At 66.5% G+C, this 11,709-nt stretch carries 10 protein-coding genes; 7 read left to right on the top strand and 3 right to left on the bottom strand.

What is annotated here, in order from left to right:
- Position 1 precedes the first annotated feature (1 nt).
- Positions 2-844, top strand: a complete 843-nt coding sequence (locus tag AC3WT6_RS01885; RefSeq protein WP_492651857.1) for a M90 family metallopeptidase — start codon at positions 2-4, stop codon at positions 842-844.
- A gap of 61 nt (positions 845-905) precedes the next feature.
- Here AC3WT6_RS01885 and AC3WT6_RS01880 read toward each other — a convergent pair whose 3' ends face one another.
- Positions 906-1,430 (bottom strand): hypothetical protein, encoded by a 525-nt coding sequence (locus AC3WT6_RS01880; protein ID WP_492651856.1) that lies wholly within the window; start codon positions 1,428-1,430, stop codon positions 906-908.
- On the opposite strand from AC3WT6_RS01880, the gene AC3WT6_RS01875 reads away from it, so the two are divergent.
- The 4 genes from AC3WT6_RS01875 (at position 1,420) to AC3WT6_RS01860 (ending at position 6,164) form a co-directional block, all read left to right on the top strand.
- Positions 1,420-2,697, top strand: a complete 1,278-nt coding sequence (locus tag AC3WT6_RS01875; protein ID WP_492651855.1) for a S8/S53 family peptidase — start codon at positions 1,420-1,422, stop codon at positions 2,695-2,697. The genes AC3WT6_RS01880 and AC3WT6_RS01875 overlap by 11 nt on opposite strands.
- Before the next feature lie 93 nt (positions 2,698-2,790).
- Positions 2,791-4,143, top strand: coding sequence for a DUF1329 domain-containing protein (locus tag AC3WT6_RS01870; RefSeq protein WP_492651854.1), 1,353 nt, complete (start codon positions 2,791-2,793; stop codon positions 4,141-4,143).
- A gap of 117 nt (positions 4,144-4,260) precedes the next feature.
- Entirely contained in the window at positions 4,261-5,622 is a 1,362-nt protein-coding gene (locus AC3WT6_RS01865) for a DUF1329 domain-containing protein (protein WP_492651853.1), read from the top strand.
- Between the two features lie 110 nt (positions 5,623-5,732).
- Positions 5,733-6,164, top strand: a complete 432-nt coding sequence (locus tag AC3WT6_RS01860; RefSeq protein ID WP_492651852.1) for a DUF4124 domain-containing protein — start codon at positions 5,733-5,735, stop codon at positions 6,162-6,164.
- A 65-nt stretch (positions 6,165-6,229) separates the two neighbouring features.
- Here AC3WT6_RS01860 and bamJ read toward each other — a convergent pair whose 3' ends face one another.
- Together bamJ and plsB are read right to left on the bottom strand one after the other, a co-directional pair.
- Positions 6,230-6,967, bottom strand: a complete 738-nt coding sequence (gene bamJ, locus AC3WT6_RS01855; RefSeq protein WP_492651851.1) for a BamJ family beta-barrel-assembly machinery protein — start codon at positions 6,965-6,967, stop codon at positions 6,230-6,232.
- Positions 6,968-7,052: 85 nt separating this feature from the next.
- Positions 7,053-9,575 (bottom strand): glycerol-3-phosphate 1-O-acyltransferase PlsB, encoded by a 2,523-nt coding sequence (gene plsB / locus AC3WT6_RS01850; protein WP_492651850.1) that lies wholly within the window; start codon positions 9,573-9,575, stop codon positions 7,053-7,055.
- 87 nt (positions 9,576-9,662) lie between these two features.
- Between plsB and AC3WT6_RS01845 the strand changes: the two genes are divergently transcribed.
- Both AC3WT6_RS01845 and AC3WT6_RS01840 read left to right on the top strand, forming a co-directional pair.
- Positions 9,663-10,103 (top strand): DUF4112 domain-containing protein, encoded by a 441-nt coding sequence (locus AC3WT6_RS01845; protein WP_492651849.1) that lies wholly within the window; start codon positions 9,663-9,665, stop codon positions 10,101-10,103.
- A gap of 114 nt (positions 10,104-10,217) precedes the next feature.
- Positions 10,218-11,705 (top strand): peptide MFS transporter, encoded by a 1,488-nt coding sequence (locus AC3WT6_RS01840; RefSeq protein WP_492651848.1) that lies wholly within the window; start codon positions 10,218-10,220, stop codon positions 11,703-11,705.
- The last annotated feature ends 4 nt before the right edge of the window (positions 11,706-11,709 follow it).

The raw sequence follows: 11,709 nt of genomic DNA, 5'->3' as shown, positions 1-11,709 counted from the left end.
GATGCCGGCCTACTTGCCCTTGCTGCTGGCGCTGTTGCTGGCCGCCGGCCTGCTTTGGCAGTGGCGCCGCCGTCGTCGCCAGCGGCAGGCACTGCAAACCCTGCCGCTGAGCGAAGCCGAGCGCGCGCTGCTGCAAGCCCGCATCGCGGTCGCCGCCTGGATGTCGCCGGCGCAGCGCGAGCGCTGGTTTATGCAGGTGCAGCGCCTGCGGTTGGGCAAGCGCTGGCTGGCCTGCGGCGGTCATGTGTTGGACGAACAGCAGCGCCTGCTGATCGCCGGCCTGGCCTGCCTGTTGCGGCTGCAGGAAGGCGCCGAGCGGCAGCCGCTGTTTCCGGAAATCCGCGAGCTACTGATCTACCCCGACGCCTTTCTGGTGCCGCCGCTGCACGAGCCGCTGGAAGAAGGCCTGGAACTGGTCGATGACGCCCCCGACGCGCGCATCGGCGAGCAGGGGCCGGGGCAGGTGGTGCTGTCCTGGGCCGATGTCGAGGCGGCGCTGGCCGGCGACCCGGTGAACGTCGTCGTCCACGAATTCGCCCATGCCCTCGACGAGGAGAACCCGGCCGGCGAGGGCGCGCCGCCGATGCCGCGTGAGCTGGCGGCGGAATGGGCCGAGGTGATGGGTGCGGAGTACGCGCGCCTGCAACGCCACCGCCGGCCGCCGGTGCTGGACAAGTACGGCGCGCAGAGCCCGGGCGAGTTCTTCGGGGTGGTCAGCGAGGCCTACTTCCAGCAGCCGGAGGCGCTTCAGCTACATCACCCGGCGCTGTTTGCGCTGCTCCAGCGCTACTACGGACTGGTCGCGCCGGTGGCGCTGGCGAGCCTGCCCGGCCAGGAAAACTGAAGTCCGATCAGGTCCGGACTTGCCAACGGCCCGGCAATTGCATTCTGATGACCGAGTCAGTTCACCGTCGGCCCACTGCCATGCTCCCCTCGCGCCTGCTTTCCGCCGCCTTCGCGGCCAGTCTCCTCTTGTCCGCCTGCGGCGGTGCCCCCGACAGCGACGGCAGCCTGCCCGATGCCGGCTCCTCCAGCTCGGGTTCGTCCAGCAGCGGCGGCACCGGTAGCTCCTCCGGTTCCAGCAGCTCCTCGTCCTCCTCGGGCGGGACTTCCAGTGGCTCCAGCTCCAGCGGTTCCAGCTCGGGTGGCTCGACGTCGGGCGGCTCTACCTCCGGGGGCTCCACTTCGGGAGGCTCTACCTCGGGAGGTTCGACTTCGGGAGGTTCCACCTCCGGAGGCTCCACTTCGGGCGGTTCGACGTCCGGCGGATCGACTTCCGGCTCCTCGTCCTCCTCATCGGGCGGCTCCTCCTCGGGCGGTTCGACTTCGGGCTCGTCGTCCTCGTCCTCCGGTGGCACCAGCAGTTCTTCCGGCGGCGGCAGCTCCTCCGGCGGCAGCGGCGCGGCGGCGCGGGTGGTGGTGGCCGACATCGACACCGGCATCAATCCCTACCACGCCTTCTACAACGCCGGCAGCAGCATCTATCCGGCCGGCAGCCCGCCCTCCAGCGTCACGCCGGCGCTGCTGGCGGAGCTGGGGGTGGACGCCGCACACCAGCTGACGCTGACCCGCACCGGCGACTTCGCTGCCGACTTCGCCGCCGACGCCGCGATCTGGGCCGGCATCAAGAAGGGCGAGCTGTATTGGTTCACCGGCACCAACATCCTCGCCGTCACCCTGCGCGAGACCAATGACGGCGGCATTCCCATCCTGCCGGACACGGAGGACGACACCCACGGCGTCGGCACCTCCTCGGCGGTCCTGACCGGCAACCCGGAGGCGGTGCTGCTGTTCGTGGAGCCGGACGCGCTGGGCTCGGAGGCCTCGCACGCCTACGCCTTCCTGCACCCGGCGGTGGACATCGTCACCACCAGCTATGGCTCCTCGGTGCCCCTGGTCGGCATTCCGCTGCCGGAGGCCAATACCTTCTTCCACACCTTCGAGGGCGTGGTGGCGCTGGGCAAGCTGCACTTCAGCTCCTCTGGCAACGGCCCCGGCCTGTCGCCGCTGCGCGCCGGCGCCGGGCCCTGGTGGAGCATCGGCATCTCCGGCTTCGAGGAGGATTCCTCCAACGGCCGCACGCTGCTCTCCGGTCTGTTCCCGGACTTCATCTCCGACTTCACCCAGAACCTGCCCTACTGCATGGCCTGTGAGAGCGGCACCAACGAGTTCACCGCCGGCACCAGCTTCTCGACGCCGCTGTCGGCGGGGCTGGCTTCCAAGCTGGTGCTGGAGGCGCGGCGCGCGCTCGGCCATGCCGGCGGCATCCTGGTGCGGGAGAACAACCAATCGGTGATGGCGCAGGCCAGCGACGGCACCACGCTCAGCAACTGGCAGGTCCGTCGCGCGCTGGAGGAAGCCGCCTACATTCCGCAGATCGCCGACTACGATCCGGTCGAAGGGGTGTTCGACCTGGGCGGCCTGCCGGTGAATCCGGCGGCGCCCTGGTTGCAGATCGGCTGGGGTGTGCTTTCCGCCAATCCCGACAAGGAAGTGATCGCCAAGGCCCTGGCCTTCCTGGGTCTGGGCGGCACGCCGCCGGCGGCCAAGGACATCGGCTACTGCCGCTTCCAGACCGGCCTGGTGCAGCTGCGGCATCAGTACTGGGATAACCTCTCGCCGCTGGGTGCGCTCAATCCGGTGCTTACCGGCGGCGCGGTCGGTGAATATGAGGAAGATCCCTTCATCTATTGCTAGTGATGAGAAAAACGCCTCAAGCCGGGGCGCGGAACTGGCGGGCGCCGGGATCGGTCCGCTATTGTCCTGCCCCCAGATAATGAGGAGAAGCACATGAATCGCGCCGTTCTTGCTGCGCTGCTGCTGGCTCTCGCCAGCGGCGCAGCGGTTGCCAAGGTCTCCCCCGCGGAGGCCGACAAGCTGAAGAAGGAGCTCACTCCGGTGGGCGCCGAGCGTGCTGGCAACAAGGACGGCAGCATTCCCAAATGGGAGGGCGGCCTGACCAAGCCGCCGGCCTGCTTCAAGGGCACCGGCACCTGGTACTGCGACCCTTACGCCGACGACCAGCCGAAGTTCACCATCACCAAGGCCAACGTCGAGCAGTACAAGGCGCAGCTCACCGATGGCCAGAAGGCGCTGTTCGCCAAGTACGGCGACAGCTACAAGATGAACGTCTACCCGACCCGCCGCAGCGGCGCCTTCCCTGACTTCGTCTACGAGGCGACCTACAAGAACGCGCTCAACGCCGAAGTCGGCAACGGTGGCGAGGCGCTCAATGGCGCGGTGGTGGGCATTCCCTTCCCGATCCCGAAGACCGGCAACGAACCGATCTGGAACCACAAGTTCCGCTACCGCGGCGTCGGCATCGACCGCTGGAACGCCCAGGCGGCGGTGACCACCACCGGGGCCTTCAACCTGGTGAAGATCCGCGAGCAGGTGAAGTTTCTGTACGACACCAAGGGCATCAGCCCGGAGCAGCTCAACAACGTCGGCATCTACTTCATGCAGACGGTCACCGCGCCGCCGCGCCTGGCCGGCACCATCACCCTGGTGCACGAGACCATGGATCAGGTGAAGGAGCCGCGCCGCGCCTGGCAGTACAACCCCGGCCAGCGCCGCCTGCGCCGCGCGCCCAACGTCGGCTACGACAATCCCGGCACCGGTGCCGACGGCCTGCGCACCAACGACCAGACCGATACCTTCAACGGCGCCACCGACCGCTACAGCTGGAAGCTGGTCGGCAAGAAGGAAATGCTGGTGCCGTACAACTCCTACAAGGTGCACTCCAACCAGTACAAGTACGCCGACATCGTCAAGAAGAACCACGTCAACCAGGAGCTGCCGCGTTACGAGCTGCACCGGGTCTGGGTGGTGGAGGCCAACGTCAAGGCGGGCACCACGCACATCTACAAGAAGCGGATGTTCTACATCGACGAGGACAGCTGGCAGATCGTCGCGGTGGACAACTACGACGCCCGCAACACGCTCTGGCGCGTGCAGGAAACCCACTTCGTGATGGCCTACGACAAGCCGTTCTCCAGCCCGGTGCTGGAATCGGTCTACGACCTGCAGTCCGGTCGTTACCTGGTGCAGGCGATGAACAACGAGGAGGACGAGAACAGCGAGAAGGACTACGACGTCGGCTTCTTCGACCCCTCCAACGTCTCCAAGCAGGCTTCGAAGTAAGCCGTTGGCGCGGTATCGAGAAAGGCGGCCACAAGGCCGCCTTTTTTGTGGCCGCAAAGCTGGCGGGCCAGTCAGGTCTGAGCTAAGGTCGGGGCATAACGAGAGGAGAGAGAAGCGATGAAGCGTGCACTGTATGCCGCCCTGCTTCTGGGTTTGGCTGCCCAGCCAGTGGCGGCCAAGGTTTCCCAGGCCGAGGCCGACAAGCTCAAGACCGAACTGACCCCGGTGGGCGCCGAGCGCGCCGGCAACAAGGACGGCAGCATTCCCAAATGGGAGGGCGGCCTGACCCAGCCGCCGGCCTGCTACCAGGGCCAGGGCGCGCGCTACTGCGATCCCTACCCGGAAGACCGGCCGAAGTTCAGCATCACCAAGGCCAACGTCGAGCAGTACAAGAACCGGCTCACCGAAGGCCAGAAGGCGCTGTTCGGAAAGTTTCCCGACAGCTACAAGATGAATGTCTACCCGACGCGCCGCAGCGGCGCCTTCCCCGGCTACGTCTACGAGGCGACCTACAAGAACGCGCTCAATGCCGCGCTCGCCAACGGTGGCGAGTCGCTGAGCGGTGCGATTCTCGGCATTCCGTTTCCGATCCCGAAGACCGGCAACGAGCCGATCTGGAACCACAAGCTGCGTTACCGTGGCGTCGGTGTCGACCGCTGGAACATCCAGGCGGCGGTCACCACCAGTGGCGACTTCAATCTGGTGAAGATCCGCGAGCAGGTGAAGTTTCTCTACGGCTCGCACACGCTGACGCCGGAGCAGCTCAACAACGTCGGCATCTACTTTCTGCAGATCGTCGCCGCGCCGCCGCGCCTGGCCGGCACCATCACCCTGGTGCACGAGACGCTCGACCAGGTGAAGGAGCCGCGTCGCGCCTGGCAGTACAACCCCGGCCAGCGCCGCCTGCGCCGCGCGCCCAACGTCGGCTACGACAATCCCGGCACCGGCGCCGACGGCCTGCGCACCAACGACCAGACCGATACCTACAACGGCGCTACCGACCGCTACACCTGGAAGCTGGTCGGCAAGAAGGAGATGTATGTCCCCTACAACGCCTACGGACTGCATTCCGACAAGCTCAAGTACAAGGACATCCTGAAGAAGGGCCACATCAACCAGGAGCTGCCGCGCTACGAGCTGCACCGGGTCTGGGTGGTGGAAGCCAACGTCAAGCCGGGCACCACCCACATCTACAAGAAGCGGGTGTTCTACGTCGACGAGGACAGCTGGCAGATCGTCGCGGTGGACATCTACGACGCCCGCAATGCGCTCTGGCGGGTGCAGGAGAGCCACATCCTGCAGATCTACGACGGCGGCGATCGTCTCGGCCACGGCCCGGCGCTGGAAACCGTCTACGACCTGCAGTCCGGCCGCTATCTGGCGCAGGCGATGAACAACGAGGAGCCGCAGAGCCTGGAGAAGGACTACGATGTCAGCTTCTTCGACCCGGCCAATGTCTCCAAGCAGGCCACCAAGTAAGGGATCGATTCGGGGTGTGGAGGAAGGGGCGGCAGCTCATGGAAATGAGAGCCGCCCCTCTTTTTTTGGCCGACGCGACAGCGTCCGGCGCAGCGTCTAGACTCCTGCCCATGGCTCCTTCCAAGACCCTGCTGTTGTTGCTGAGCGCCCTGCCGCTGCTGGCCGAGGCTGCGGTGTATCGCTGGGTCGATGCCAGTGGTCAGGTGCACTACTCCCAGACTCCGCCGCCCGAGGTCGGGGCGGTACCTCAGAACATCCGCACGGTGCCCGCATCGCCACCGGCTCCGAACGCCGCCAAGCCGGCGACCACCGAGCCCGGCGCCGCCAAGCCGGCGACCAGCAGTCCCGAGGTCGATCTGGAAGCGCGCAACAAGCGTTGCAGCGAGGCCCGTGAACGTATCACCTACCTGGAAGAAAAGACCGCGCGCCGGCTCGGCATCGAGCAGCCGGATGGCAGCCTGGCGCGGATGACCGAGGAGGAGTTCCAGGCGCGCCTGCAAACCGCACACGACGCCGTGACCAAGAACTGCAGCGCCCGGTAGCCCTTAAGGCGGCAGGCACAAAAAAGGGCGGCCCGCGGGCCGCCCTTTCGTTTGTCGCCTGTGGCTTACTTCTTCGGCTCGCCGATGGAGATCAGCTCAACCTCGAACACCAGGGTGGCGTTGGGGCCGATCTTGATGCCGGCGCCGCGCTCGCCGTAGGCGAGGTTGGAGGGGATCACGAACTTGTACTTAGCACCCGGCTTCATCAGCTGCAGGCCTTCGGTCCAGCCCGGGATCACGTTCTGCAGCGGGAAGCTCACCGGCTGGCCGCGGTCGTAGCTGGAGTCGAAGGTCTCGCCGCTGATCAGCGTGCCCTTGTAGTGCACGGTCACGGTGTCGCTGGCCTTGGGCGAGTCGCCCTTGCCTTCGGTCAGCACTTCGTACTGGAGGCCGGAGGCGGTGGTCTTCACGCCGGACTTCTTGGCGTTTTCGGCGAGGAACTTCTCGCCTTCTTCCTTGGCCTTGCCGGCGGCGGCGGTGCGCTCTTCCAGCTGCTTCTTCTGCAGCTTCTGGGCGACGGTGTTCTTGATCTCTTCGCGGGTCTTGTCGTCGAGCACCGAGGTGCCGCCGGTGAACACGGTGTCGAGGCCGGCTTCCAGGGCCTTGATGTCCACATCGTCCTTCACCGGCTGCAGCGACTTGGCGAGGTCGACGCCGATCGCGTAGCCGAACTTCTGCGCGTCGGTGGTCAGCTCCTCGGCCTTGGTGATCGAGGGGACGCTGCCTTCGTCCTTCTTCTGGCAGGCGGCGAGGGCAAGGCCGGCGACAGCGACGGCGAGCAGGGTGCGTTTGGTGGTGAGCATGGAAATCCTGTGTGGATGAAAGGCCGGCTTTCGGGCCGCCGTAGGTGATGAACTTTGCGGGCTGGGAATTATAACGAGCACGATGTCAAGGCGAGGACGAGACGGTTTCCGCCCCGGTCAGGGTGGTGCCGCGGCGCCGTGACAAGAGCTGCAACAGCGTCTGACGGCTTTCGTCGGAGAGTAGTTCCAGCGAGCGCTCGGCGATGCGTTCGATGCGGGCATCGACCACCAGGCTGCGCTGGCCCTCGCCATTGCCCTGCTCGGTGACCAGGCCCATGCCGATCAGGGTGTTGAGGTAGCCCTTGAACAGCGCCGGGTCGAAGAACTCCGGCGCGTCGCGGCCGGTGAGCACCGCCATGCGCTCGGCGAGCAGGCGGCAGTCCTGTTCGAACTTGCCGCGCAGCAGGTTCTGCGGGGTCTTGCGCTCCTCGGCCAGGAGCAGCGCGGTCATGCCGTAGCGCTCCAGGGTTTCGCCGAGGATGCGGCCGAGCATGGCCAGGGTGGAGAAGGACTTCTGGGTGACATCCGGCCGCCAGAGATCCTGGCCCTCGCGGCGCAGCAGGCCGAGGTTGACCATCACATCCACCGTACGGCGGGCGACCTGCTCGATCTCGTCGGCCGGCCAGCGCAGGAAGAACTCGGTGCGCAGGAAGGGGTAGAGCGCGCGGCAGCCGGTGATCGCCGCTTCCTCCGACAACCGGGCGCGGGTGCGGAACAGGTTGGCGATCAGCGAGGGGATCGCGAACAGGTGCTGGATGTTGTTGCGGTTGTAGGTAAGCAGCACCGCGTCGCGGCTGGCGCAGCCGACCAGATCGCCCCAGGGGTGCGGCACCCGCACCAGGCGCGACACCGGCGCCGCCCAGTCCAGCACCGACTTCGGATTGGCGTCGGGGATGTAGAGCTGCTGCGAGTAGGGCTCGCCCTTGAGCAGCCAGGCCAGGTGGCCGACCTGCTCGACGATCTCGTCCTCGCTGGCGGCGCCGCGCGGGCTCGCCAGCAGCGCCACCGCCGACAGGCCGCAGGGATTGGCCACCGCCGCGGCGTTGACCCGACGCATGTTCTCGTCGGCCAGCTCCTTGACGAAGGCGGAATAGCCTTCGGGACGGCTGTCGGCATTGGCATCGGCGCCGGCGCCGAAATGCGCGCGCCAGTCCGGCAGATGCGCGTCGGCATAGGCCTGCAGGGCGATCGGCTCGCCGAAGTTGAGATAGGCCTTGCCGTGGCTCTTGGTGAGGATCTTGCCGGCCTTGAGCAGGCCTTCGGCGGATTCCTTCTGCTTGGCGCCGCCCTTCAGTTCCTTGAAGTAGCTGCCCACCTCCCAGACCTTGTCGTAGCCGATGTACACCGGGACGATCACCACCGGCCGGGCGCGGCTGCGCAGGGCGCTTTCCACCACCATCGCCAGCAGGCCAGTCTTCGGCGCCAGCAGGCGGCCGGTGCGGCTGCGGCCACCCTCGGGGAAGAACTCGATGGCATAGCCCTTGGCGATCAGCGCATCGACATAGCCACGGAACACCGCCGTGTAGAGCGCGTCGCCAGCGAACTTGCGGCGCATGTAGAACGCGCCGCAGCGGCGCAGCAGGCCGCCCACCGGCCAGAAATTGAGGTTGATGCCGGCGGCGATGTGCGGCGGTACCAGGCCCTGGTGATAGAGCGTGTACGACAGCAGCAGGTAGTCGGCGTGCGAGCGGTGGCTGGGCAGGTAGATGATCTCGTGGCTCTGCGCCAGCTCGCGCACGCGGTCGAGGTTCTGCACATCGACGCCACGGAACACCCGCTCCCAGACGAAGATGGTCAGCAGGCGCTCGAGGAAATTGATCGCGACGCTGGAGTAGTCGGCGCCGATCTCGCCGGCCAAGCGCCTGGCGCGCTTGCGCACCTGCTCCAGGGTCAGGTTCTTGGTCTTGGCCTCGTGCTCGATGGCGCGCCGTACCAGCCGGGAATTGACCACCCGTTCGAGCATGATCCGCCGCGGCGGCAGTTCCGGCCCCAGCGCCGCAGTGCGTGCGCGCAGAAAGTGAAAGTGCAGGCCGCGGATCAGCTTCTTCAGGCCCTTGGCGCTGTCCGGTTCGTGCTCCAGATAGCTGCGGAACGATACCGGCTGCGCGAAGTTGGCCAGCATGTTGCGCGAGTTCACCAGGCTGATGAAGAACTTGCGGACGCTGCCGGCTTGCGGGATGTCGGCGAAGATCAGCTTGAACAGGCTGGTCTCCGAGCCCGGATCGCGGCCCCAGAAGATCGACACCGGCACGATCTGGATGTCGAACTGCGGGTCCTTGGCGACCGTCGCCAGCACCTGCGAGAGCTCAGTCATCCGCACCCGCGTTTCCAGCAGCGCCGGCAGGTAGACGCAGCCGGCGCGGCCGGCGGTGGGCAGGCTGGCGCCGGTGCGCTGCGGCCGCGGCAGACCGTAATGGCGGCAGACCTTGTCGAGCGCGAACAGGTCGATCCAGCTGCGGGTGGGCAGCACGAAGGCGATCGGGCGGCTGGCGTCCAGGCCCAGGCGCTCGTAGAGGTTTTCCGGCGTGGCCTTGAATTTGACCAGGGCCAGCAGCGGGCGGTACAGCCACCAGGCCAGCCAGTAGCTCAGTGCGGCGAGCATGCGCATGCGGATTTTGTTCAGTGAACTGTATTGTGAGTAGGCGCACAGTCTAACGAATCGAGTTTTCCCCACCCCTGCCGCCCGTCTGCCTTCATGAGCCCGGTCCAGCATCCCTCCCTGCAACGCGTCGAGAAGCTCGCCTACTGGCTCGACGAGTTCATCACCATCCCCGGCACCGGTTTCAAGATCGGCCTGGAGTCGCTCATCGGCATGGTTCCCGTTGTCGGCGACTTTGCCGGCCTGGTGATGGGCGGCTATGTGGTGGTCGAGGCGCATCGCCTGGGCGCGCCCACCGAACTCAAGTTGAAGATGATCCGCAATGTCGCGCTCGATGGCGCCATCGGCCTGGTGCCGGTATTCGGTGACATCTTCGACTTCGCCTACCGCAGCAACCGCCGCAATGTGCAGCTGCTGCTGGGACACTACCGGCCGGCGGAGCAACTGCCGCAACCGCAGCGCGGCCGACGTTGGTTGCGGCTGGTTGCGCTGACAACCCTCGTCGCTGGCGTCATCTACTGGCTCTATGGTCGCTGAGGCCGCGCACACGGGGAATTGGGCACCTGGCCTTGGCGCGCATATTGCGCTGCAGGATTGACTCGCCGCCCCGGCCAAAGGCAAGGTCGGCCCAAACCCGAAAGGAAATCCTCAATGCAACAAGCCCAATGGCTGGGCCACCCGCGTGGCCTGGCAACGCTGTTCTTTACCGAGATGTGGGAGCGTTTCACCTTCTACGGCATGCGCAGCCTGCTGGTGCTGTTCATGACCGCGGCGGTCATGGACGGCGGTCTCGGCATCACCGCCCAGGATGCCACCGCGATCTATGGCCTCTACCTCGGCTGCGTGTACCTGTTCGCCCTGCCGGGTGGCTGGGTGGCGGATCGACTCACCGGCCAGCGCAATGCGGTGATGCTCGGCGGCGGCATCATCGCGCTCGGCAACTTCATGCTGGCGATGGGCAACCAGACGGTGTTCTTCCTGGGCCTGGTAGTGGTGGTGCTCGGCGTCGGTCTGCTCAAGCCCAACATCAGCGCCATGGTCGGCCAGCTCTACAAGGATCGCCCCAGCGGTGAGCGCGACGCCGGCTTCTCGATCTTCTACATGGGCATCAACGTCGGTGGCCTGCTGGCGCCGCTGCTGGTCGGCACCATCGGCGAGAAAGTGTCCTGGCAGGCCGGCTTTGCGCTTGCAGGCGGGCTGATGATCCTCGGCCTGATCCAGTTCTGGATGACCCGCCACTACCTGCCGGCGGCCGCGCCCAGCGCCCACACGGTGGAGGAGCGCCGGCGCTCGCTCTGGCAGCTGGGCATCGGCCTGGCGATCTTTGCCGCCGGCGTGGCGGCGGTGGCCAGCGGCGCGCTGAGCGTCAGCCCGGTGTCGCTGAGCCAGTACACCGGTGTGGCAATGGTGCTGATCGCCTTCTTCTTCTTCGGCTACGTCTTCCTGTTCGGCAAGCTGAGCAGCGAGGAAGCCAAACGGGTGGCGGTGATCGTGGTGTTGTTCTTCGGCGCTGCCAGCTTCTTCATGGGCTTCGAACTGGCCGGCTCCGGGTTCACGGTGTTCGCCCGCGACTTCACCGACCGCAGCCTGTTCGGCAGCTACTTCGCCGACGGCCAGCACCCGGCCAGCTGGTATCAGACGCTCAACCCCCTGTTCGTGGTGCTGTTCTCGCCGGTGTTCGCCGCCCTCTGGGTGCAGCTCGGCCGGCGCAACCTGGAGCCCTCGGTGCCGGTGAAGTTCGGCCTCGGCCTGATCCAGATGGCGCTCGGCTTCGTCATCATCGCCTGGGCCGCGATGCTGGTGGTCAAGGGCGGCGAGGGCACCAAGGTGCTGCCGGTCTGGCTGCTGCTCACCTACCTCCTGCACACCTTCGGTGAGCTCTGCCTCTCGCCCATCGGCCTGTCGGCGGTGACCAAGCTGGCTCCGCCGCGTTTCACCAGCCAGATGATGGGCACCTGGTTTGCCGGCACCGCGCTCGGCAACCTGCTGTCCGGCCTGATCGCCGGCCATCTCGGCGCCGAGGACATCCAGCACGCGCCGGATCGCTTCCTGATGATCTTCTTCATCGGCGGCGGCATCGGCCTGCTGCTGGTGCTGATGGCCAAGCCCATCCAGAAACTCATGGGCGGCGTGAAGTGACCGC

The sequence above is a fragment of the Stagnimonas sp. FW305-C-60 genome, from assembly GCF_058782965.1.
The sequence above is the reverse complement of the archived record's forward strand: the minus strand, read 5'-3'. Positions and strand labels throughout refer to the sequence as shown.

Excerpts from the sequence above, each read along its gene's own strand:
- AC3WT6_RS01885 (WP_492651857.1), top strand. The coding sequence starts at position 2 with ATGCCGGCCTACTTGCCCTTGCTGCTGGCGCTGTTGCTGGCCGCCGGC.
- AC3WT6_RS01880 (WP_492651856.1), bottom strand. The coding sequence starts at position 1,430 with ATGTCGGCCACCACCACCCGCGCCGCCGCGCCGCTGCCGCCGGAGGAG.
- AC3WT6_RS01870 (WP_492651854.1), top strand. The coding sequence starts at position 2,791 with ATGAATCGCGCCGTTCTTGCTGCGCTGCTGCTGGCTCTCGCCAGCGGC.
- AC3WT6_RS01865 (WP_492651853.1), top strand. The coding sequence starts at position 4,261 with ATGAAGCGTGCACTGTATGCCGCCCTGCTTCTGGGTTTGGCTGCCCAG.
- AC3WT6_RS01860 (WP_492651852.1), top strand. The coding sequence starts at position 5,733 with ATGGCTCCTTCCAAGACCCTGCTGTTGTTGCTGAGCGCCCTGCCGCTG.
- bamJ (WP_492651851.1), bottom strand. The coding sequence starts at position 6,967 with ATGCTCACCACCAAACGCACCCTGCTCGCCGTCGCTGTCGCCGGCCTT.
- plsB (WP_492651850.1), bottom strand. The coding sequence starts at position 9,575 with ATGCGCATGCTCGCCGCACTGAGCTACTGGCTGGCCTGGTGGCTGTAC.
- AC3WT6_RS01845 (WP_492651849.1), top strand. The coding sequence starts at position 9,663 with ATGAGCCCGGTCCAGCATCCCTCCCTGCAACGCGTCGAGAAGCTCGCC.
- AC3WT6_RS01840 (WP_492651848.1), top strand. The coding sequence starts at position 10,218 with ATGCAACAAGCCCAATGGCTGGGCCACCCGCGTGGCCTGGCAACGCTG.